Here is a 21,909-nt window from a genome sequence, read left to right on the forward strand (position 1 = left end):
ATCGGAACGCACCGCAGGCGGTCCCGGCAGCGCGAGCAGCGGCTGCGTCGCGCGCACCTCGCGTGCGGGACCCCACGCCAGCTCGAGTTGTTCCCACATCGGCATGACCAATTCCGCGCGCCCGACCACCGACGAGCAGACGCGCGGCGCCGCGATCGCGCGGTCGGCGAAGTAATCGAGGTCGTCGGGCGAACCGATCAGCGGAATGAGGTTGGCACCGGAGAAGCACAGGGACGTGACGGGGTCGGCGGCCGACCACATCTCACCACCGAGCAATCGCGGGGTGATCCCGTGTACCTCGAATCGGGCGGCGACCATGCACATCGCGACCGGATCGGTGGCCAGCACCTGCTCGACGACGGGTGCGTCACGCGCACCGAGCGGCCGGTCGCCCAGAAGCTTCAGCACGGCCGATCCTCCCGTCATCGCTCTTGTGGCCGGTTGTCCGTCTAGGAGACGGTCACCACCGGTCCTCCGACCTGCGTACCGTCTCCAGTTTCTCCCGATTCCTCGGCAATTCGCAGCGCTTCTTCGATCAAGGTCTCGACGATATCGGCTTCCGGGACCGTTTTGATGACCTCACCCTTGACGAAGATCTGTCCCTTGCCGTTGCCAGAGGCCACGCCCAGGTCGGCCTCGCGGGCCTCGCCCGGTCCGTTGACCACGCATCCCATCACGGCCACGCGCAGCGGCACCTCCATGCCCTCGAGGCCCGCGGTCACGGCGTCGGCGAGCTTGTAGACGTCGACCTGCGCCCGCCCGCACGATGGACAGGACACGATCTCGAGCTTGCGTGGCCGCAGGTTGAGCGACTGGAGGATCTGGTCGCCGACCTTGATCTCCTCGGCCGGCGGCGCCGACAGCGAGACGCGGATGGTGTCGCCGATGCCCTGGCTGAGCAGAGCACCGAAGGCGACGGCCGATTTGATGGTGCCCTGGAAGGCGGGACCGGCCTCGGTGACGCCGAGGTGCAACGGATAGTCACACTGCGCCGCGAGCTGCCGATACGCCTCGACCATGATGACCGGGTCGTTGTGTTTCACCGAGATCTTGATGTCGCCGAAGCCGTGTTCCTCGAACAGGCCGGCTTCCCACAGCGCCGACTCCACCAGCGCCTCGGGTGTGGCCTTGCCGTACTTCTGCATGAGTCGCTTGTCCAGCGAGCCGGCATTGACCCCGATGCGAATGGGAATCCCCGCTTCGCCCGCGGCCTTGGCGACCTCCTTGACCCGGCCGTCGAACTCCTTGATGTTTCCGGGATTGACCCGCACCGCGGCACAGCCCGCGTCGATCGCGGCAAAGATGTATTTCGGCTGGAAGTGGATGTCGGCGATCACCGGGATCTTCGACTTCTTCGCGATGATCGGCAGTGCGTCGGCGTCCTCTTGACGCGGGCAGGCCACGCGCACGATGTCGCAGCCCGACGCGGTCAGTTGCGCGATCTGTTGCAGGGTGGCGTTGATGTCGTGGGTCTTGGTGGTCGTCATCGACTGCACCGAGATCGGATGGTCGCTGCCGACGCCCACCGTTCCGACCTGGATCTGCCGGGTTCGGCGACGCGGCGCGAGGACCGGGGGCGGACCCGCCGGCATGCCGAGCCCGATCGGTATCGCGGAGTCTGTGGACGCGTTCATCGTCGTATCACCTCAGGAGCCGGTTGTCGTCGCAGTGTCGGTGATCTCGGGCCGGGAGATCACCACGGATTGATGGGGTTGATGATGTCGGCGGTCAGGGTCAGCACCATGAAACCGCCCATGACGATCACCACGGCGTAGGTGATCGGCATCAGCTTGAAGTAGTCGACCGGCCCGCCGGGTGCACGGCCGAACCACCGCCGGACGGTGTTGCGCCCCTTCTCGTAGCCGACGATCGCCATGTGTCCGCCGTCGAGCGGAAGCAACGGGATGAGGTTGAACATGCCGAGGAAGAAGTTGATGGAGATCAGGAGAATCCAGAACATGTCCCAGAGTCCGCGTTCGACGGCCTGACCGCCGAGGACGGACGCCCCGTACACGCTCACCGGGGTGTCCAACGAACGCTCGCCGCCGGTGACCGCGGTCCAGAGCGCGCCGATCTTGGTCGGCAGGCTCAGCAACGCGTCCCAGGTCGCGCGGAACAGGTCGCCGGTGAACACCAGCGCGCCCGGCACGATGGTCAGCGCGTTGTAGTCCTTGACGGCCGGCGGGGCGTCGTAGGCGATGCCGACCATGTTGTAGGTCTGGGTCTCGACACTTCCGTCGGATCTGGTGGCGGTGACCGTGACCGGCTGCGGCGTCATCGTCGCGTCGAACTGCCGACCATCGCGTTCGACGGTGAGCACGATGGGACCGGTGCTCTCCCGGATGACGGGCGTCAGGTCTGCGGCCTTGTCGACGGGCGTGCCGTTGACGGCGACGATCTCGTCGCCGGGAAGCAATCCGGCCGCGGCGGCGGGTCCGGCGCCGGCACAGGGCGACTGCGTCTGCTTGTTGTCCTTGATCTCGATCGACGATGACACACAGTTGGTTTCGGCGACCCGCGCCGGCGTGGGAGGCGGACTGAGATCGGGCAGACCGAAACTCAGCCCGACGATGATGATCAGTACAAAACCGAGCAGGAAGTTCTGGGCCGGGCCGGCGAAGAGGACGACCAGACGCTTCCACGCCTTCTGCTTGTACATCGCCCGATCGCGTTCGTCGGCGGTGAGTTCCTCATGCGGAGTCATGCCGGCGATGTCGCAGAACCCACCGAACGGCAGTGCCTTGAAGCCGTACTCGGTCTCGCCGCGGCGGGTCGACCACAGCGTGGGACCGAAGCCGACGAAGTAGCGCCGGACCTTCATGCCCGTCGCCTGAGCCGCCCACATGTGGCCGCACTCGTGCCAGGCGACCGACAGCAGCAGTGTCACCGCGAACAGGATGACACCGATTGCGAAACTCACGTACCCACTCCATCCGGGCCCACCGTGTGTGGACCGCTTCCGACCAGGACCGCCGCGCGATCACGGGCCCACTGATCGGCTGCAAAGACCTCTTCCACACTACCCGGCGCCGATGACCACTGATCGGCCTCGGAGAGCACCTGCGCCACGATGTCGACGATGCGCGGAAACCGGATCGCACCGTCGAAGAACCCGGCGGCCGCGGCCTCGTTCGCGGCGTTGAACACCGCGGTCATGCTGCCGCCGCGAGTGCCGGCGGCGCGTGCCAGCTCTATGGCCGGGAACACCTCGTCGTCGACCGGCTCGAACGTCCATTGCGAGGCGGTCGAGAAGTCGCACGCCGACGACGACCCGGGCACCCGGTCGGGCCATCCGAGGGCGAGCGCGATCGGCAGTTTCATCGAGGGCGGCGACGCCTTCGCGATGGTCGCGCCGTCGACGAAGGTCACCATCGAATGGACGATCGACTGGGGATGCACCGTCACGTCGATGTGGTCGTAGTCCACGCCAAACAGCAGGTGGGCCTCGATGACCTCGAGCGCCTTGTTCACCAGCGTCGCCGAGTTCAGGGTGATCATCGGGCCCATCGACCACGTCGGGTGGCGGCCCGCCTGTTCCGGGGTGACATCCTCGAGCTGCGCACGCGTCCAGCCCCGGAACGGGCCGCCCGACGCGGTCAGGACCAGGCGGTCGACCTCGGCGGCGGTACCCGCACGCAGGCACTGGGCGATCGCCGAGTGTTCGGAATCCACCGGCACGATCTGTCCCGGAGCCGCAGCGTCGAGCACCAGCGAGCCACCCGCGACCAGGGACTCCTTGTTCGCCAGTGCCAGGCGCGCCCCGGTGGCCAGTGCAGCAAGACTCGGCGCCAGGCCGATCGACCCGACCACCGCGTTGAGAATCACATCGGCCTCGGTCGAATCGATCAGCTCACACATGGCATCGGGGCCGGCCGCAACCGGCCCGCCGAGCCGGTCGGCGAGGTGCCCGGCAGCATCCTTGTCGGCCACGGCCAGTCGGGCGGGCGGGATCGAGAACTCGGCGGCCTGCTCGGCCAGCGCATCGAGGTTGGCTCCGCCGGCACCGAGGCCGACGACCTCGAAGCGGTCGGGATGTTCGCGGATCACCTCCAGCGCCTGCACACCGATCGAACCGGTCGAACCGAGAATGAGCACACGCGTAGGCACCCATCCATTCTGAACCACGGTTTTACGCGGGCGCGGCCGGATGCACCTTGCGCCAGTGTTCGGCGATGTCGATACGCCGGGTGATCCATACCCCTTCATGCGATTGCACGTGATCGAGGAAGCGTTCGAGCGCAGCCAGCCGGGCCGGACGTCCGACGAGCCGGCAGTGCAGACCGACCGAGAGCATCTTCGGTGCCCCGTCGGCGCCCTCGCGATAGAGCACGTCGAACGCGTCGCGCAGATGGGCGAAGAACTGCTCGCCCGACGGAAACCCACCTGGCGAAGAGAACCGCATGTCGTTGGTGTCGAGCGTGTACGGGACCACGAGGTGATCGACGACGTCGGTGACCCCGTCGGCCTGCCGCGGCACCTTCACCCAGTAGGGCAGATCGTCGGCGTAGCTGTCGGAGTCGTAGACGAATCCACCCTGCTCGACGACGAGCCGGCGCGTGTTCGGCGAGTCCCGGCCGGTGTACCAGCCGAGCGGGCGTTCCCCGGTGATCTCGGTGAGAAGCGAGATCGCCGCCTGCATGTGCTCGGCCTCCACCCTCGCGTCGACCATCTGGTAGCTGAGCCAGCGGTAGCCATGACAGGCGATCTCGTCACCCCGCGCGACAAAGGCCGCGGCCACCTCCGGGTTGCGGGCCATCGCCTGCGCGACCGCGAAGATCGTCAGCGGCAGATCGCGTCGCGAGAACAGACGCAGGATGCGCCACACGCCCGCCCGGGAACCGTACTCGTACAGCGACTCCATGCTCATGTGCCGGTTCGGGAACGACTGCGCGCCGACCATCTCCGACAGGAACGTCTCGCTGCCCCGGTCGTTCTCGAGGACGTTGTTCTCCGAACCCTCCTCGTAGTTGAGGACGAATTGCACCGCGATTCGCGCGTCGCCGGGCCACTGCGGGTCAGGAGTGTGCTCGCCGTAGCCGACCATGTCGCGCGGATACCGTTCGGCTCGATAGTCGGCGAGGGATCGCGGGGACTGGAACATGGCCGAATTCTGTCATCGATCTCGACACGGCGCCTCGCCTACGGCTCGGAGCCGGCTCGATCCGGCGGATCTCGACACGGCGCCTCGCCTACGGCTCGGAGCCGGCTCGATCCGGCGGATCTCGACACGGCGCCTCGCCTGCGGGTAGGAGTTGGCTACCGCTATGCTGATCTCGCGAACTACTACCGATCGTCAGAGACCTGACGCGCAGCGAGGAGTCACCGTGGCAAGCACTGAGGTGGAGCACACCGACACCGTCGACACCGGCTGGGTTCGGGAACCCGCCGACGCTCCGTCCGCACGCTTCGGCTGGCACGGCCAGGCCACCAAGGCCTTCTACATCGCCGGCGTCATCTGCGCGCTGGCGCTCGTCGCCATGATCATCGGCAATCACCACGGCCACATCGAGGACATCTACCTCGTCGGCTTCGCGCTGCTGTTGCTGTTCTTCGTGATTCGCGGCCTGGTCATGAACCGCGGCAAGTGGTCCTAGGACCTCACTCCACTCAGCGCTCTTCGGCTGCGAGCTGACCGCACGCAGCCGCTATCTCCTGCCCACGGGTGTCGCGCACGGTGCAGGACACACCCTGCTCTTGCACGCGTCGCACGAACTCTCGCTCGACCGGTTTGGGACTGGCGTCCCATTCCGATCCGGGGGTCGGATTCAGCGGGATCAGATTCACATGCACCAATGACCCCAGGGCACGACGCAGCTTCTCCCCCAACATGTCTGCCCGCCACGGCTGGTCGTTGACGTCCCGGATCAGTGCGTATTCGATGGATACGCGGCGGCCGGTGGTGTCGGCGTAGTAGCGCGCAGCGTCGAGCACTTCCTGAACGGACCATCGGTTGTTGACCGGCACAAGCGTGTCGCGCAGCTCGTCGTCGGGTGTGTGCAGCGACACTGCGAGCGTCACCGAGAGGCCTTCGTCGGCAAGCCGCCGGATCGAGGGCGCGAGTCCGACGGTCGACACCGTGACCGAACGGGCCGAGATGCCGAGGCCTTCGGGTGACGGAGCGGTGATCTGCCGCACCGCGCTCACCACCCGCTTGTAGTTCGCCAGCGGCTCGCCCATACCCATGAACACGACGTTGGACAGGCGGCCCGGCTCGCCGAACTCGCCGTCGCGCAGCGATCTCGCAGCACATCGCACCTGGTCGACGATCTCCGCGGTCGAGAGATTGCGATCGAGGCCGCCCTGTCCGGTCGCACAGAACGGACACGCCATTCCACAGCCCGCCTGGCTCGAGATGCACAGCGTGTTGCGATCCGGGTAGCGCATCAACACGCTCTCCAGCAATGTGCCGTCGTGCAGTCGCCACAACGTCTTTCGGGTGCTGCCGTCGTCGCAGGAAATGTGGCGGACCGGGGTCAGCAGCGGCGGGAACAGCGCTTGACCGACCGAGGGACGCGCCGCGGCGGGCAGATCGGTCATCTCCGCGACGTCACCGTTGAGACGCCCGTAGTACTGGCGGGCCAGCTGGTTCGCGCGGAACTTGGGCAGACCCAACTCGGCGACGGCTGCCACCCGGGCCTGGGCGTCCAGGTCGGCGAAATGTGTCGGCGGCCGCCCTCTCTTGGGCGCGTCGAACACGAGTGGCAATGACGTCATGACGCCATTGTCGCATGTCATGATGAACCCATGACGACACGAGACCCCTCGCCCGGCCCCGACCCGCAGGCACCTGACGGGTCCGGCGTCCCTCCCCTGCCTGCGCCCGACGCCGAACACCAAGCGCTCCTCGACCAACGCGACCAGATCCGCAGCACCGTCACCGATGTCGAGCACACGCGGGCCAGGGCATCGTGGGTGGGTGTGATCGTCGGCACGATCGTCCTCGTCTTCCTTCTCATCTTCATCCTGCAGAACCTGGAGAGCCAGCAGATCAGCCTGATCTTCTGGGACGTCAACTTCCCGGTCGGCATCAGCCTGCTCATCGCGGCGATCGCGGGTGCGTTGATCGTCGCCCTGGTCGGTGGACTCCGGATGTTCCAGATGAGCCGGGCACTCAAGAAGGCCAAACGGATCGGGCCCGACGCCTGAAGTACCGTCGCCTCCGGGTGGGCGCAACTTCCCGCCCGCCTAGCGCCGGCTAGGTGCGAGCCCGCGCCCCTGGTGAGCTGACTGTGTCGTCTCACCAGCAGTAATCTTCGGATCAGTGACCCACCCGCCGCCTGCGGCGGCGATCGTGGAGGCAGGAAGAGCGTCGTCGGCGCGATCCGCCACAAAAAGTAGGGGAAGAAACTTCTTCCCCTACCCTTGGAGTCCTCCCCCAGAGTTTCCTAGGGGACGACTACGAACCTCGGGGAAGAAACTCTTCCCCTAGATTTTGCGGGCACGACGATATCGTGTTTGCCCAGCTCAGCGGGGCCGGTCACCTAACCCCTCGGGTCAGAGCAGCGCGGTGAGCACAGCCCACACCACGAAAGCCGACGGCAGCAGCGAGTCGAGTCGGTCCATGATGCCGCCGTGGCCGGGCAGTAAAGTGCCCATGTCCTTGATGCCGAGGTCGCGTTTGACCTGGGATTCCACCAGGTCACCGAGGGTCGCACAGACCACCAGGACCGGCCCCAGGACAGCCCCGACCCACCAGTGGCTGTCCAGGAGGAACAGCACCGAGCACACGGCGCCGATCGTGCCCACCAGCAACGAGCCGACCAGGCCCTCCCAGGACTTCTTGGGACTGATCGCCGGTGCCATCGGGTGTTTGCCGAAGAGAACACCGGCCGCGTATCCGCCGACATCCGAGCAGACGACGACGATCATGAGGGTCGCGACCCGGGCGGCGCCATTGTCCTGCACCACGAGGTTGGCACCGAACGATGCCAGCAGCGGCAACCACGCCAGCACCAGGACCGATGCAGCAAGATCCTGCAGGTAGTTGTGCGGCGCATGCGAAAGGCCCTGCGAGAGCAGCTTCCACACCATGATGACCAGCAGCGTCGCTGCGAAGGCAGCGATCGCGCCGGTCTGTCCCCACGGCCACGACGACCAGATGATCGCCTGCCCACCGAGCAGCAACGGCCAGAACGCGACGTCGTAGCCGCCGGCGCGCAGGCGTTTGGTGACTTCCCACGTGGCCACGAGGAAGGCCACTGCGACCAGGGGATACCAGATCAGCGGCGCGAACAGCAGGATCAGAATGATCGAGACACCGAGCGACATCCCGACGGCGATGGCCGCGGGCAGATCGCGGCCCGCCCGCGACTTGGGCTTCTCGGCCTGGGGCTTCTCAGACGTCGGTGGCGTTCCGGGGTCACCGCGTCGTTGCGGGGCCGCGCTCACACCTCGAGCAATTCGTTCTCTTTGTGCTTCACCAGTTCGTCGACCTGGTGCACATAGCCGGCCGTCGTCTTGTCGAGGTCCTTTTCGGCGCGGGTGACCTCGTCTTCGCCGGCCTCGCCGTCCTTCTGGATCCGCTTCAGTTCGTCCACCGCTTTCCGGCGCACGTTCCGGATGGCGACCTTGGCGTCTTCGCCCTTGGCCTTGGCCTGCTTGACCAGCTCGCGGCGACGATCCTCGGTCAGCTGGGGAATCGAGACGCGGATCAGGGTGCCGTCGTTGGTCGGATTGACCCCGAGATCGGAATTGCGGATCGAGGTCTCGATGTCGCGGAGGGTCGACGCCTCGTACGGCTTGATCACCACGAGTCGTGCTTCCGGTGTGTTGATCGACGCGACCTGCGTGATCGGCGTCATCGTGCCGTAGTACTCGATGTTGACCTTGTTGAACATCGCCGGATTCGCGCGCCCGGTCCGGATGGAGCCCATGTCGTCCTTGGCGACCGACACCGCCTTCTCCATCTTCTCCTCGGCGTCCAGCAACGCGTCGTCGATCATGCTCGTCCCCGTTTCATTTCGTCTCAGGCCTGACTCGGATGTGCTGGTACTGGCCGCTCATGTGCTCACCAGGGTGCCGATCTGCTCGCCCGCGACGGCGCGAGCAATGTTTCCCTCTTGGAGCAAATTGAACACCAGGATCGGCATCTTGTTGTCCATACACAGACTGAACGCCGTCGCATCGGCGACCTTGAGTTCCTTGTCGAGAACTTCGCGGTGAGTGATCTCGCGGTACAGCGTCGCGTCGGGATCGGTCCGCGGATCGGAGCTGTACACGCCGTCGACCGCCTTGGCCATCAGCACGACCTCGGCCTTGATCTCCAGAGCGCGTTGCGCAGCGGTCGTGTCGGTGGAGAAGTAGGGCATGCCCATACCGGCTCCGAAAATCACGACGCGACCCTTCTCCAGATGCCGTTGGGCGCGCAGCGGCAGATATGGCTCGGCGACCTGCCCCATCGTGATCGCGGTCTGCACGCGCGTCGTGACCCCGCGCTTCTCGAGAAAGTCTTGCAGGGCAAGGCAGTTCATCACGGTGCCGAGCATGCCCATGTAGTCCGAACGCGACCGGTCGAGACCGCGCTGCTGCAATTCCGCACCGCGGAAGAAATTACCCCCACCGATGACCACGGCGACCTGCACGCCGCTTGCGACGACGTCGGCGATCTGGTCGGCGACCGTCGCCACGACATCGGGGTCGAGACCCACTTCGCCGCCGCCGAACATCTCGCCGCCGAGCTTGAGCAGGACCCGGTGGAAACCCGCACGATCGGACTGCTGAACCTGGGGGCCTTCGCTCATCGATTTCCTCACTCGTCGGCGGTCATTTATCTGCAGATCATCTTAGGCGCCACCGCGTTGCGCTCGTGACACCCCGGCCGAGGTGAGCGTCCCGCGATACGCAACGGCCCCGTGGCCACCGGGAACGGTGAACCACGGGGCCGTGACGGTGTCTACGTGATCAGGCCTGGCCGACCTCGAAGCGGACGAAACCGTTGACGGTCACACCGGCATCGTCGAGAAGCGCCTTGACGGTCTTCTTGGAATCCTGGACCGACGGCTGATCGAGCAGCACGACGTCCTTGTAGAACCCGTTGACCCGGCCCTCCACGATCTTCGGGAGTGCCTTCTCCGGCTTGCCTTCTTCCTTGGCGGTCTGCTCGGCGATGCGTCGCTCGTTCTCGACGACGTCGGCCGGCACCTCCTCGCGGGTGGCGTAACGTGCCTTCAGCGCGGCCACCTGCATGGCAGCACCGCGAGCGGCGTCCGCAGCAGCTTCGCCGTCACCGTTGTAGGAGACGAGCACGCCGACGGCCGGCGGCAGGTCCGACGCACGCTTGTGCAGGTAGACGGCGACAGGTCCGTCGTAGTAGGCGACGCGGCGCAGTTCGAGCTTCTCGCCGATCTTGGCCGAGAGCGCAGCCACCGCCTCGTCGACGGTTCCGCTGCCCAGCGCAGCCTTCTTCAGCTCGTCGACGTCGCTGGTCTTGGCGGCCGCGGCTGCCTCGACGATCTGGTCGGCGAGCGTCTGGAACTCGGCGTTCTTGGCGACGAAGTCGGTCTCCGAGTTGATCTCGATGAGCGCTCCGTCCTTGGCGGCCACGAGCCCCTCGGCAGTCGACCGCTCGGCGCGCTTGCCGACGTCCTTGGCACCCTTGATGCGCAGTTCCTCGACGGCCTTGTCGAAATCACCGTCGTTGTTCGCGAGTGCGTTCTTGCAGTCCAGCATTCCAGAGCCGGTGAGTTCGCGGAGACGCTTCACATCGGCTGCGGTGTAGTTCGCCATCGTTGGCGAGCCTCCTTCTTCACGAGTGTTGTCGAGATCTGCAGACATGAAGATCTCGGGGCCGGACGACCAGTGAGTCGTCCGGCCACGATCGAGCTACTGTGCGGCGCTCGACTCGGTTGCGGCGTCGCCTGCCGGAGCTGCGGCCTGCGTCAGCAGTTCCTGCTCCCACTCGGCGAGCGGCTCGCCGCCACCGGCCTCCGGCTTGGAGTCGTCGGCGGACTGGCCGGCCCGTGCCTGCACGCCCTCGGCGACCGCCGACGCGACCACGCGGGTCAGCAGGGCAGCACTGCGGATCGCGTCGTCGTTGCCCGGGATCGGGTAGTCGACGAGATCGGGGTCGCAGTTGGTGTCGAGGATGGCGATGACGGGGATGTTGAGCTTGCGTGCCTCACCGACAGCAATGTGCTCCTTGTTGGTGTCCACCACCCAAACGGCGGATGGCACCTTGGCCATGTCCCGGATACCACCAAGGGTGCGCTCGAGCTTGTTCTTCTCACGCGTGAGCATGAGGATTTCCTTCTTGGTACGTCCCTCGAAGCCGCCGGTCTGCTCCATGGTCTCGAGTTCCTTCAGACGCTGCAGGCGCTTGTGGACGGTCGAGAAGTTGGTGAGCATGCCACCGAGCCAGCGCTGGTTCACATACGGCATACCGACGCGGGTGGCCTCGGCGGCGATGGACTCCTGCGCCTGCTTCTTGGTACCGACGAAGAGGATGGTGCCGCCGTGGGCGACGGTCTCCTTGACGAACTCGTACGCCTTGTCGATGTAGGTCAGCGTCTGCTGCAAGTCGATGATGTAGATGCCGTTGCGGTCGGTGAAGATGAACCGCTTCATCTTCGGATTCCAACGGCGGGTCTGATGCCCGAAGTGCGCGCCGCTGTCCAGCAGCTGCTTCATGGTCACAACAGCCATGAGTCGATTCCTTTGTGTGCAGTTGACATCGATCACCGGCGGTGATCGATCCTGGCGCCTGAGGCCGGTGAAACCCGCTCCGGAAATCCGGCCGGGACTGCTCACACGGCGTGCTCGCATCTCGCGATTCAGGCGCGCGAAGTCACCCCACGAAGTCGTTGACTACGACGCCGGTGAGGTGCGGCAACGAGTTTACGCCGGTCGAGGCCGCAAAACCAAAACGCCTCCACACGGATCCGAACCGGCCGCCGCGGCGTCGAACCTGTGTGAGCACACCACACCGCATCACCCTGTCGGCCTGGCTCGTGACGGCCGTCGTGGAGGTGGTGATCGCCGTCGTCCTGCTGTGGCTCGTGCCGGCCGCGGTCGCGGCGGGCCCCAGGCAGTATTCGGTGCCGTTGACGCCACGCCCGACGGTCGTACGCGGGTTCGACGCCCCCGAACACCGCTGGCAGGCCGGGCACCGAGGTGTCGATCTCGCCGCGACCACGGGGGCGCCGGTGCTCGCCGCAGGGGCCGGGTTGGTCCGTTTCGCCGGCGAGGTGGCCGACCGTCCGGTGGTGTCGATCCAGCACCCCGACGGGGTGATCACCACCTACGAGCCTGTCACGCCGACCGTCTCACCGGGCGATCATGTCGGACGCGGCGACCCGATCGGGACCGTCCTCGCCGGCCATCCGGAATGCCCGGTCGCCGTATGCCTGCACTGGGGCGCACGACTCGGAGCCGGTCGGACCGCGCGCTACCTCGATCCGCTCGGGTTGATCGGCGCGGTCCGGGTCCGGCTGAAACCGGTGCAGCCCGACTCGTGAGGGCAGTCCGTCACGCCCGGGGATGCGCCTGCCTGTGCACCGCGCGCAGTCGTTCGACGCTGACGTGGGTGTAGATCTGCGTGGTGGCCAACGACGAATGGCCGAGCAACTCCTGCACGACCCGCAGGTCGGCGCCACCTTCGAGCAAGTGTGTCGCCGCGCTGTGGCGAAGGCCATGCGGACCCATTGCGGGCCCGCCTGCCGCCTCGACCGCCCGCGTGACCACCGTCCGCGCCATCCGCTGGTCCAGGCGGCCGCCACGGGCACCGAGCAGCAGCGCGCTACCGGAAGCCGGTCCGGCCAGCGACGGCCGGCCCAACTGTAGCCACCGGCCAAGTGCCTGGTCGGCGGGCTCACCGTAGGGAACAGTGCGTTCCTTGTCGCCCTTGCCGATCACCCTCAGCACTCGTCGGTGGCGGTCGGCATCGTCGACGTCGAGTCCGCACAACTCGCCCACCCGGATACCACTTGCGTAGAGGAGCTCAAGGATCACTTTGTCCCGCAACGCAATCGGATCATCGTCGGGCCGGTCGACAGTTGTCGACGCAATGGCAGAATCCGCTTGGGCCGGCGCCAGGACACCCGGCAGGGTGCGATGCGCCTTGGGGGCACGCAGCCGCTGTGAGGGATCGTCGGCCAGCCAACCCTCTCGCGTGGCCCAGGCACAGAAGGTCTTCACCGACGACACCTGCCGCGCGATGGTCGTACGGGCCGCACCCCGACGGGTGTGCTCGGCGAGCCACGCCCGCAGGAGGTCGAGTCCGATGTCGGAGACCGCGACGCCGCGCGCACCGGCGAAGGCGATCAGGCCGCGTGCGTCACCCACGTACGCGCGCACGGTGTGTTCGCTTCGCCCCTTTTCCAGGCGCAGGTACTCCGCGAAATCATCCAGCACACCGACGAGACAACCCGGGGCGCTGCCGGCCCGCAAGCGCACACACCCGTCGTGACCCGATCGTGGCGGAGCCAGTGCCCTAGCCGCGCTTGGCGCCGGCGAGTTGCTGCGCTCCCCCGTCTTCGGCTTCACGCAACTGCGCCTTCCACTGACGGAACCCTTCTTCGGTCCGCCCTCGGCGCCAGTAGCCCGAGATCGAGGCGTTGGCGGCGCTCACCCCGCGTTCCTTGCGGATGTAGCCGCGCAGATTGTGCATGACAGCCTGCGCCTCGCCGTGGATGAAGACCTGCGGCTCGCCGTCGAGCCACTGCGCCTCGCGGACGGCGGCGATCAGTGGAGCGTTGTCGCCGGCAAGTTCGTCACCGACCTCGCCGGCCGGGCCGCCCCGGTGCACCCACACCACCTCGGCTCCGGATGGCGCGGTGATCGGGAGCTCGTCCTCCGGCCCGGCGACCTCGATGAAGACCTTCGCGATGGCATCGCCGGGCAGGGCTTCGAGAGCCGCCGCCACCGCAGGCAACCCGGCCTCGTCGCAGGCGAGCAGATGCCAGGGCGCATCGGCCTTGGGCTGGTAGCCGCTGCCCGGGCCGAGGAATCGGACGGTCTCGCCGGGTTGAACTCGCGCCGCCCACGGGCCGGCGATGCCCTCGTCACCGTGTACGACGAAATCGACGGCGATTTCTCGCTGCGCGGCATCGATCGAGCGGACCGTGTAGGTACGCAGCACCGGTTGCTGCTCCGGTGGCAGCGTCTTGCGGAGCGCCTGAGGATCGAAGGGTTCGGGGTATTCGACGCCCTCGGGAGTGAAGACGAGCTTCACGTACATGTCCGTGTCGGGCTTGCCCGACGACCCGATGGCGGGCTCGAAATCGTTGAATCCGTCGCCGCCGAGATATACCCGGACGAAATGCGGGCTGAGCCGCTCGGTCCGTTGGACCGTCATCGTGTTGACGCGCTTGGCCATCACACCTCCTGGTGGTAAGTCGCTGTCCAGCGTACGCGCGAAACACCGGCGACTTAGGCCCCCCTAACCTGTCGGGTTGCTGAGAGTCCTTGGTCAAGCGTCCAATCTGTGTAACGATCACACACAGTCGGGCGATTAAGTAGATTCATTACAAGATCCACACTGGTTAATATCTGTAGGCGGGCCGCCCGCCGGAGGTTTCAATGCCCGACGTCACAGCGCCGCGACGCGGCACACGCCTCGGCGCCCAGCGACTGAGCCCCGATGACTGGCTCTCCGCCGGAATGCGACTCCTGGTGGACGAAGGCATCGATGCGGTCAAGATCTCACGGTTGAGCTCGATGCTCGGTGTCACCAAGGGCAGCTTCTACTGGCATTTCGCCGACATCGCCGCCCTCAAGACCGCGCTCGCGCAGCGTTGCGCCGACTCGTACAGCTCGATTCTGACCCACCTCGACGATCTGTCGGCACGACCTCCGCGCGAGCGGCTGATCGCGATGAGCAAAATGATCGTCGAACCGCGACGCCGGCAGGCGCAGGCAGCGCTTGGACGGTGGGCCGAGGTCGACGAGATCATGGCGGAGTCAGTGAAGCACCTCGAAGAACGGGTCCATGCCGTCGTCACCGACGCGATGCGCGAACTCGGTTTCACCGACGACCAGGTGCATGCCCGCGCGTCGGCCCTGCACTATGCCGGAATCGGATACGTCCACGCACGCCGAGCGCCGGACCACTTCGCCGAGTTCACCGACGAACACGTGAGCATCGTCATCGATCTGCTGACCCGACCTTGATCCGACGAGTCGGGGGACCACCCGCGCAATCACTCACGCCAGACACCATCCACCACCATCGGCGGCCACCAGACCCGCGACGTCGAGAGCGGCCAACGCCGACCGCACGGCCGGCAGGTCGAGACCGGACGAGACGGCGATCTCCGCGAGCGTCACCGCTCCGCGACCGGGAATCGCGTCGTGCACCCGCTTCTGCTCGTCGCTGAGCCCGTCGGTGGGCCGGCCACGTCCTCCCGGCGCGTCGCCGTTCCCCTCGGGACGTACCAGCGCGATCACACCGTCGACGTCGTAGACCAGGGCAGCCTGCTGATCGGCGATCATGCGATGACATCCGACCGAGGTCGCCGACGTCACGGGTCCGGGAACCGCGCCCAACGGCCGCCCCAACTTTCGCGCCCAGGCCGCCGTGTTGGCCGCGCCCGACCGTCGCCCCGCCTCTACGACGACCGTCGCACCCGAGAGCGCTGCCACCAACCGATTGCGGGTCAGAAAGCGGTGCTTCGCGGCGGTCGTCCCCGGCGGATACTCGCTGATCACCGCACCGACTCGAGCGATCTCTCGCAGCAACTGCGTATGCGCCGCCGGATAGTCGCGGTCGATGCCGCACGCCATCACGGCCACGGTCTGCCCGGCCGACCCGAGAGCAGCCCGGTGCGCGACACCATCGACGCCGAAAGCACCCCCGGATACGATGGCAAAACCGTTGCTACACAGTCCCGATGCCAGAGTCGCGGTCACATGCTCTCCGTACGACGACGCCGCACGCGACCCGACGAGCGCCACGGATGCCAGAGTCAAGTCATCGAGCCGCATCGGCCCCCGAACCCAGAGTGCCAGCGGCACACCACCTCTCGCCGCCGTATCAGCAGTCGCCAAGGACAATAGTGCGTATCCGGGCCACTCGTCGTCATCGGGGGTCACGAGGCGGGCGCCGATCCGCTGTGCATCGTCGAGGTCGGCGCGGGATCGATCGACGTCCGCGCGCGACTCGGTTGCGAGCAAGGCCGCGTCGTGGCCCGACGGCACCGACCGCTTGCGGATGGCGTGCGCCGCATCGAGCACTCCGAGGGCCTCGACGAGGTCGATCACCGGAGCCGACGGTGGCTCGGCGACCCGCGCAAGGTACGCCCAGGCTGCCCGACCGGCCTCGTCGACGATCACCAGCTCGCTCCCCGGTCGCGGAACATGAGTGCCTGCGCCACATCGTCTTCGGTGGGCGAATCGTCTCCGCGCAGATCACACAGGGTCCACCCGAGACGCAATGCGCGATCCGCACCGCGTGCCGTCACCCGTCCGTCCCGCAGGAAGAGTTCGATGGGTCGCAGAGCCGCCGGCGACACACGGAATTGTTGACGCAGAGCCGAACCCGGCACCTCGGCGTTGGTGAGCCAACCATGCCCGCGCCAGCGATCGGCCGCAGCCGCCCGCGCCGCGGCCACCCGATTCCGCATGATGTCCGACGCCTCGCCGATCGTGGTCATCAGGGCGGTGTTGCCCGGCGGATCCATCCGGACCCGGATGTCGATGCGGTCCATCAGTGGACCGGACAGTTTGCCCAGGTACCGGCGGCGGACGAGGGCCGAGCAGACACAATCGACGTCGTGCGCAGGCGCGCACGGACACGGGTTGGCCGCCATGATCAGCTGAAAGCGCGCCGGATAGCTCGCCACTCCGTCCCGACGCGACACCCGAACCTCCCCTTCTTCGAGCGGTTGCCGCAAGGAATCGAGCACCTTGGGGCCCATCTCGGCACACTCGTCGAGAAACAACACTCCACGATGCGCGCGGGACACCGCACCGGGCCGCGCCATACCGGTACCGCCGCCGAGTAGGGCGGTGACCGAGGTGCTGTGGTGCGGCGCGATGAACGGTGCCTCCACGATCAACGGATGCCCCGGGCGCAACGTTCCGGCAATCGAATGGATCGCGGTCACTTCCAGGGACTCCTCTTCACCGAGGGGCGGCAGAATTCCCGGCAGTCGACGTGCGAGCATCGTCTTTCCGATTCCCGGAGGTCCGGTCATCAGAACGTGATGGGCTCCCGCAGCGGCGATTTCGAGTGCATGCCGCGCCTGGACCTGCCCGACCACATCGGCCATGTCCGGAATGTCCGGCGGCGGGGCACATTCGCCACTGCCGACGGTGTCGAGCACATGATCTCCGTCGAGCCACCTCGCCACCTCCGAAAGGCTGTCCGCACCGCCGATGTCCAGGCCACTGACCAACGTCGCCTCTGCCACGTTGGGGCGAGGCACCACCGCATGGGTGAACCCGGCAGCCCGTGCCTTCACGAGAGCCGGCAAGACCCCGCGCACCGGCCGCAGCCGTCCGTCGAGGCCGAGCTCACCCAGGAACACCGTGTGCCGTATCCGCGTCGTCGCCACCTGCTCGGTGGCGGCCAGAATCGCCAGGGCAATCCCCAGGTCGAAGGACGACCCCGACTTCGGAAGGTCCGCGGGCGCCAACGCCACCGTCACCTTCAGATCGGGAAAGGTGAAATTGGAGTTGGTGATCGCGGGCCGGACCCGATCCTTGGCCTCGCGCAGCGCGGCGTCGACGTGACCGTGAATCGTGAAGCCGGGCAAACCCTGACCCGAGTTGGCCTGGATCTCGATGCCGGTGGCCGCAAAGGCGTTGAGCGCCACCGAATAGGTGTGGCCGAATCCCATCTGCCGCATGGCGATCAGGCGAAGACGCCGCGATGATGGCGGACCGCGGCGGCCGCGGTGTCCTCCGGATCGCGCGGATCGAGTTGGATCGATATCACGTCGAATCGGATCTGCTCCCACCCGTGACCGTTCTCGGCCAGCCACATCCGGATGAGTCGCCGCATCCGGGACAGCTTCTGCGGTGTCACCGCGGCCACCGGATCGGTGTAGGTCCGGCTCGCGCGGGTCTTGACCTCGACGACCACCAGCACCCGACCCTGCGCCGCGATCAGGTCGAGTTCGCCATAGCGGTTGCGCCAGTTGCGATCCAGCACCCGCCACCCGCGTGCGGTGACGAACTCGGCGGCCACATCCTCGCCGATCCGACCCACAAGTCGGCGGCGATCATTGCGACCTCTAGGGCGTTGCGGTGCGACGTCTTCTGTCATGCACCAGATCCTGACCGACCGATCGGCATGGATCGGCCAGGGTGACCCCACGGTGCATCGAACTGTGGATTCAGGCCGGACTGTTAACAGCCTCCACGGTCGCCGACGGAACGCGACCCTTCCTCACGGCTCGTCGGGCAATCGCAGTTCGGGCTTCTCGAGTTCCTCGATGTTGACGTCCTTGAAAGTGATCACCCGAACCTGCTTGACGAACCGCGCCGGGCGGTACATGTCCCACACCCAGGCGTCGCTCAGCCGCAGTTCGAAATAGATCTCACCGTCGGTGTTGCGCGGAACCATGTCCACCGCGTTCGCGAGGTAGAAGCGCCGCTCGGTCTCGACCACATAGGTGAACTGGCCGACGATGTCCTTGTACTCGCGGTACAGGGAGAGTTCCATCTCGGTTTCGTACTTCTCGAGATCCTCAGCACTCATCCTGTAAGCCTATCTCCCTGCACTGCACCGCCCGCGATCACTCGGGACGCAACATTACGGTAGGACATCCGGTGCTGCGGCGACGGTCCGGCAACGTCGATGCAGGCCATGTGGTGTGCGGTGCTGTATCCCTTGTGCACCGCGAAGTCGTAACCCGGAAGCTCGGTGTCCATCGCCACCATGATGCGGTCGCGGGTCACCTTGGCGATGATGCTCGCGGCCGCTATGCACGCAGCCGAGCCGTCGCCGCCGATCACCGGAAGCGACGGTGCAGTGAGCCCCGGCACCGCGAATCCGTCGGAGAGAACGTAGCCGGGCGTCACCTCGAGGGCGGCGACGGCACGACGCATGCCTTCGATGTTGGCCACGTGAATACCGATCCGGTCGATCTCTGCGGCGTCGATGATCACTGCGCTCCAACTGTGCGCATAGCGGGTCACCGCGCGGTACAACGTCTCCCGGGTGCGCTCGGTGAGACGTTTGGAATCGTCGAGATCTGCCAGGGAGGCGAGCTGGGTGGGTTTGAGAACGCAGGCGGCCACCACGAGCGGTCCAGCGCATGCGCCCCGACCGGCCTCGTCGACGCCGGCCACCGGTCCGAGTCCGTTGCGGTACAGCGCGAACTCGAAGGTCCGCAGGGCAGCGGCCCGACGAATCGGGAAACGGGGCGGCCAGCGATTCATCGAACCCTCACTGCTGAGGGTTGATCGCGTCGACACCACCGATCCGCGAGAACGGATAAATGATGAACCGGACCTTGCCGCGGATGTCGCCGACCGGCACGGTGCCGTGGTACTGGTCCTCCATGTGGTAGCGCGAGTCCGCCGAGTTGCCCCGGTTGTCGCCCATCACCCACACATTGCCGTCGGGCACCGTCACCGGCCCGAAGTCCTCGCCATAGCAGGGCACCGGCTTGCCATCGGGCCCCTGGATGCCAGGATTCTGCGCTTGGAGCTCTTGATTGATGTACGGCTCGTGCAGTGGTTTGCCGTTGACCTTGACGCCGACACCCTCGGCGTTGTGGCATTCCACGGTTTGACCACCGACGGCGATCACCCGCTTCACGAGATTGTTCTCGTCCGGTGGCGCAAACCCGAACCAGGACAGACCGTCCTGGAACCGCTTGATCACCGGGTTGGTCGAGCGAGGTGATATCCAACTGCCCGACCATGACTCGGAAGGTGCCTTGAAGACGACGACGTCGCCCGGTTCGGGATCGCCGAACCGATAGGTCATCTTGTCGATGACGATGCGATCGTTGGTGCAGCCCTCACAACCGATGAGGGTCTCCTCCATCGACTCCGACGGGATCACGTACTGACGGCCGACGAAGGTCTGGAGCACCCAGGTGAGCAGCAGCACGCACGCGATGATGATCGCGACCTCGCGCAGGAATGATCCCGACTTGCCCGACTTCTTCTCGTCGTCGTCGGTGTCACTCTTCAGGCGCCACGGACGCTTCTCGCCTGCTTCGGCGTCCGGATCGGCGGCGGCGTTCGCCGCAGAGTTGTCCGGATCGATGCGCGTCGGTTCGGCGTCGGCAGTGACATCATCTCGAACCGGGTCGGGGTTGGTCCCGTCGTCGTCTGTGCTGTGCGTGTCGGCCACGTCGTCAGGTTAGACGCGTCAGCGCTTTTCCTTGATCTTGGCTGCCTTGCCGCGCAGATCGCGCAGGTAGTAGAGCTTCGCACGACGCACGTCACCGCGGGTGACGACATCGATCTTCGCGATGTTGGGGCTGTGCACCGGGAAGGTACGCTCCACGCCCACACCGAAGGACACCTTGCGCACGGTGAAGGTCTCGCGCACGCCGCCGCCCTGGCGCCGGATCACGACGCCCTTGAACACCTGCACGCGCTCCTTGCTGCCCTCGATCACCTTGACGTGAACGTCGAGGGTGTCGCCGGGGGCGAAGTCGGGGATGTCGTCGCGCAGCGACTGCTTGTCGAGGAAGTCAAGGGTGTTCATTGGTCGTGGTCCTGTTCTGGCGTGAACGATGAGTAGAGGAACCTGGCGGTCCATGCTGAGATGGGCTCGACCGGTTCGTGCTCCGAGTCGTGTGGTGCGCCTGGGCAGTGTCCGCGCATGCGGTACCTGCGTCAGGCAACCCGACTATTGTGCCAGAGGAACCCGCCTCCGACGAAATCGCCGAGACGGCAACCAGCTCGACCACATGCGCTATGCACTCGACTGGGCCGGCTCGTATCGATTCCCGCAGTTCAGAGGGCTGTCAACGAACTCTTCGGATCATCGACCCACCGGCCGTGTCCGCGACAACCGGTGCCTTCATGTTTCCGCAGTTCAGGAGGCCGAAAGCAGTACTCTTCGAGTCAGCGACCCACCCGCCGCCTGCGGCGGCGATCGTGGAGGCGGGAAGAGCGCGGTCTCGTCGTAGAAACCGCATTCGTGGCCAGAAACCGCCAGTTTGGCCGGAAACCGCTGGTGCGCACCGGGTTTCTCACCAGACACGCGGTTTCTGAAATCGCGACACGCCGACAATTCGCCTCAGCGGCGGACACTTCCCACTCAAGGGGTGCTGGCGACATCTGCGCGCGTGTCTCCCATCTGCGCGCGATGCTGCAGTTGCGAGCACATGGGAGAAACGCGAGCACCTTCATCCTCGCGCCCGCGACCGCTTATCGACCCGTTCCACGGAACGCGCCACACGCTCCCGGCACCCGCAGAAGTAGGGGAAGAAACTTCGTCCCCTACCCTCAGAGTCCTCCCCTACAAATTTCTCGGGGACGACTCCGAACCCCGGGGAAGAAACTCTTCCCCTAGATTTTGCGAGCACGACTCCGACGTATTTGCCCAGGTCAGCGCGCCCGGTCACCGAACTCTCTTCGAGTCAGTCAGTCAGGGCCGACAATCGCGACGTCCGCGGCACGCAGAGCGGAGACGACACCAGGCGCCATCGGCGTCGCCGACGCGACCGCCCGAGGGGTGGTACCGGTTCGCTGCATGTGATCGACGACGGCGAGTTCCGGCGCGCGCCCGTCCGCGGTCAGCGCCTCGTCGTCGGCGAGCGTCATCCCCCGCCGCTGGTAGGGCTGCGGATCGTTGGTGCCGACCACCACCACTCGGCGGCCCCGATCAGAGACCCCCAGACCGACGGCGGTGCGCAGCCAGCCGCCGACGCCGGCCGCCACCGACGCACCGAGCCGTTCCGCACGGCGCCGCAGCCACACGAGGTCCGTCGTCTCGAGATCCTCCGAGGACACAGCTGTGTTCGACGTGCCGCTCGCCGCACGTCCAGCCGCGACACCGGCTCC

The 21,909-nt window shown here is 66.4% G+C and carries 24 protein-coding genes and 1 pseudogene; 4 read left to right on the plus strand and 21 right to left on the minus strand.

What is annotated here, in order from left to right; translation table 11 throughout:
• The 5 genes from ABZW74_RS20100 to puuE form a co-directional block, all read right to left on the minus strand.
• Positions 1 to 408 (minus strand): DUF4081 domain-containing protein (locus ABZW74_RS20100; protein WP_355278800.1); only part of this gene is annotated, 408 nt, incomplete at its 3' end.
• A 41-nt stretch (positions 409 to 449) separates the two neighbouring features.
• A complete protein-coding gene (ispG, locus tag ABZW74_RS20105; protein ID WP_240856889.1) occupies positions 450 to 1,634 on the minus strand; it encodes a flavodoxin-dependent (E)-4-hydroxy-3-methylbut-2-enyl-diphosphate synthase in 1,185 nt (394 codons plus the stop codon).
• A 59-nt stretch (positions 1,635 to 1,693) separates the two neighbouring features.
• Positions 1,694 to 2,920 (minus strand): site-2 protease family protein, encoded by a 1,227-nt coding sequence (locus ABZW74_RS20110; protein ID WP_240856888.1) that lies wholly within the window; start codon positions 2,918 to 2,920, stop codon positions 1,694 to 1,696.
• The gene (dxr, locus tag ABZW74_RS20115; protein WP_240856887.1) at positions 2,917 to 4,107 is read right to left on the minus strand and encodes a 1-deoxy-D-xylulose-5-phosphate reductoisomerase; all 1,191 of its coding nucleotides are present in this window, start codon (positions 4,105 to 4,107) and stop codon (positions 2,917 to 2,919) included. The genes ABZW74_RS20110 and dxr overlap by 4 nt, the downstream gene beginning before the upstream one ends.
• Positions 4,108 to 4,129: 22 nt before the next feature.
• Positions 4,130 to 5,101: an allantoinase PuuE gene (gene puuE / locus ABZW74_RS20120; protein ID WP_240856886.1), complete on the minus strand. Its 972-nt coding sequence runs from the start codon at positions 5,099 to 5,101 to the stop codon at positions 4,130 to 4,132.
• Between the two features lie 223 nt (positions 5,102 to 5,324).
• Between puuE and ABZW74_RS20125 the strand changes: the two genes are divergently transcribed.
• Positions 5,325 to 5,594 (plus strand): DUF2631 domain-containing protein, encoded by a 270-nt coding sequence (locus ABZW74_RS20125; RefSeq protein WP_240856885.1) that lies wholly within the window; start codon positions 5,325 to 5,327, stop codon positions 5,592 to 5,594.
• Positions 5,595 to 5,607: 13 nt separating this feature from the next.
• Here the strand turns inward: ABZW74_RS20125 and rlmN are convergent, their stop codons facing one another.
• Entirely contained in the window at positions 5,608 to 6,714 is a 1,107-nt protein-coding gene (gene rlmN / locus ABZW74_RS20130; protein ID WP_355278804.1) for a 23S rRNA (adenine(2503)-C(2))-methyltransferase RlmN, read from the minus strand.
• Between the two features lie 30 nt (positions 6,715 to 6,744).
• On the opposite strand from rlmN, the gene ABZW74_RS20135 reads away from it, so the two are divergent.
• Complete coding sequence (locus ABZW74_RS20135) at positions 6,745 to 7,146, plus strand: lipopolysaccharide assembly protein LapA domain-containing protein (RefSeq protein WP_240856883.1); 402 nt, start codon at positions 6,745 to 6,747, stop codon at positions 7,144 to 7,146.
• A gap of 348 nt (positions 7,147 to 7,494) precedes the next feature.
• Here ABZW74_RS20135 and ABZW74_RS20140 read toward each other — a convergent pair whose 3' ends face one another.
• The 5 genes from ABZW74_RS20140 to rpsB all read right to left on the minus strand — a co-directional run bounded on the left by ABZW74_RS20140 (position 7,495) and on the right by rpsB (position 11,640).
• Positions 7,495 to 8,292, minus strand: a complete 798-nt coding sequence (locus tag ABZW74_RS20140; RefSeq protein WP_240857025.1) for a phosphatidate cytidylyltransferase — start codon at positions 8,290 to 8,292, stop codon at positions 7,495 to 7,497.
• A gap of 92 nt (positions 8,293 to 8,384) precedes the next feature.
• Positions 8,385 to 8,942: a ribosome recycling factor gene (frr, locus tag ABZW74_RS20145; protein WP_240856882.1), complete on the minus strand. Its 558-nt coding sequence runs from the start codon at positions 8,940 to 8,942 to the stop codon at positions 8,385 to 8,387.
• Between the two features lie 57 nt (positions 8,943 to 8,999).
• A complete protein-coding gene (gene pyrH, locus ABZW74_RS20150) occupies positions 9,000 to 9,740 on the minus strand; it encodes a UMP kinase (protein ID WP_240856881.1) in 741 nt (246 codons plus the stop codon).
• A 160-nt stretch (positions 9,741 to 9,900) separates the two neighbouring features.
• Complete coding sequence (gene tsf, locus ABZW74_RS20155) at positions 9,901 to 10,725, minus strand: translation elongation factor Ts (protein WP_355278809.1); 825 nt, start codon at positions 10,723 to 10,725, stop codon at positions 9,901 to 9,903.
• Between the two features lie 96 nt (positions 10,726 to 10,821).
• On the minus strand, positions 10,822 to 11,640 hold the full coding sequence (gene rpsB / locus ABZW74_RS20160) for a 30S ribosomal protein S2 (protein ID WP_240856879.1): 819 nt from the start codon (positions 11,638 to 11,640) through the stop codon (positions 10,822 to 10,824).
• Positions 11,641 to 11,981: 341 nt separating this feature from the next.
• Here rpsB and ABZW74_RS20165 point away from each other — a divergent pair, with 341 nt between their 5' ends.
• Positions 11,982 to 12,452: a M23 family metallopeptidase gene (locus tag ABZW74_RS20165; protein WP_355278824.1), complete on the plus strand. Its 471-nt coding sequence runs from the start codon at positions 11,982 to 11,984 to the stop codon at positions 12,450 to 12,452.
• A gap of 10 nt (positions 12,453 to 12,462) precedes the next feature.
• On the opposite strand, the gene ABZW74_RS20170 is transcribed toward ABZW74_RS20165, so the two are convergent.
• Both ABZW74_RS20170 and ABZW74_RS20175 read right to left on the minus strand, forming a co-directional pair.
• Entirely contained in the window at positions 12,463 to 13,389 is a 927-nt protein-coding gene (locus ABZW74_RS20170) for a tyrosine recombinase XerC (RefSeq protein WP_355278812.1), read from the minus strand.
• Positions 13,390 to 13,426: 37 nt separating this feature from the next.
• Positions 13,427 to 14,311 (minus strand): siderophore-interacting protein, encoded by an 885-nt coding sequence (locus ABZW74_RS20175; protein ID WP_240856877.1) that lies wholly within the window; start codon positions 14,309 to 14,311, stop codon positions 13,427 to 13,429.
• A 203-nt stretch (positions 14,312 to 14,514) separates the two neighbouring features.
• On the opposite strand from ABZW74_RS20175, the gene ABZW74_RS20180 reads away from it, so the two are divergent.
• Entirely contained in the window at positions 14,515 to 15,105 is a 591-nt protein-coding gene (locus ABZW74_RS20180; protein WP_240856876.1) for a TetR/AcrR family transcriptional regulator, read from the plus strand.
• Positions 15,106 to 15,138: 33 nt separating this feature from the next.
• On the opposite strand, the gene dprA is transcribed toward ABZW74_RS20180, so the two are convergent.
• The 8 genes and pseudogenes from dprA to ABZW74_RS20220 form a co-directional block, all read right to left on the minus strand.
• Complete coding sequence (dprA, locus tag ABZW74_RS20185) at positions 15,139 to 16,266, minus strand: DNA-processing protein DprA (RefSeq protein WP_355278816.1); 1,128 nt, start codon at positions 16,264 to 16,266, stop codon at positions 15,139 to 15,141.
• Entirely contained in the window at positions 16,263 to 17,783 is a 1,521-nt protein-coding gene (locus tag ABZW74_RS20190; protein WP_355278819.1) for a YifB family Mg chelatase-like AAA ATPase, read from the minus strand. Before ABZW74_RS20190 ends, dprA begins: the two co-directional genes overlap by 4 nt.
• A 5-nt stretch (positions 17,784 to 17,788) precedes the next feature.
• A complete protein-coding gene (locus ABZW74_RS20195) occupies positions 17,789 to 18,202 on the minus strand; it encodes a YraN family protein (RefSeq protein ID WP_240856873.1) in 414 nt (137 codons plus the stop codon).
• A gap of 123 nt (positions 18,203 to 18,325) precedes the next feature.
• The gene (locus ABZW74_RS20200; protein WP_240856872.1) at positions 18,326 to 18,637 is read right to left on the minus strand and encodes a DUF2469 domain-containing protein; all 312 of its coding nucleotides are present in this window, start codon (positions 18,635 to 18,637) and stop codon (positions 18,326 to 18,328) included.
• Entirely contained in the window at positions 18,634 to 19,320 is a 687-nt protein-coding gene (locus tag ABZW74_RS20205; protein ID WP_240856871.1) for a ribonuclease HII, read from the minus strand. Before ABZW74_RS20205 ends, ABZW74_RS20200 begins: the two co-directional genes overlap by 4 nt.
• A gap of 7 nt (positions 19,321 to 19,327) precedes the next feature.
• Complete coding sequence (gene lepB / locus ABZW74_RS20210) at positions 19,328 to 20,158, minus strand: signal peptidase I (RefSeq protein WP_240857023.1); 831 nt, start codon at positions 20,156 to 20,158, stop codon at positions 19,328 to 19,330.
• Between the two features lie 105 nt (positions 20,159 to 20,263).
• The gene (rplS, locus tag ABZW74_RS20215; protein ID WP_240856870.1) at positions 20,264 to 20,605 is read right to left on the minus strand and encodes a 50S ribosomal protein L19; all 342 of its coding nucleotides are present in this window, start codon (positions 20,603 to 20,605) and stop codon (positions 20,264 to 20,266) included.
• A gap of 884 nt (positions 20,606 to 21,489) precedes the next feature.
• A pseudogene (locus ABZW74_RS20220) lies at positions 21,490 to 21,909 on the minus strand (hypothetical protein); the annotation flags it as partial.

The organism is Gordonia sp. NPDC003585 (assembly GCF_040610755.1).
Taxonomy (GTDB): domain Bacteria; phylum Actinomycetota; class Actinomycetes; order Mycobacteriales; family Mycobacteriaceae; genus Gordonia.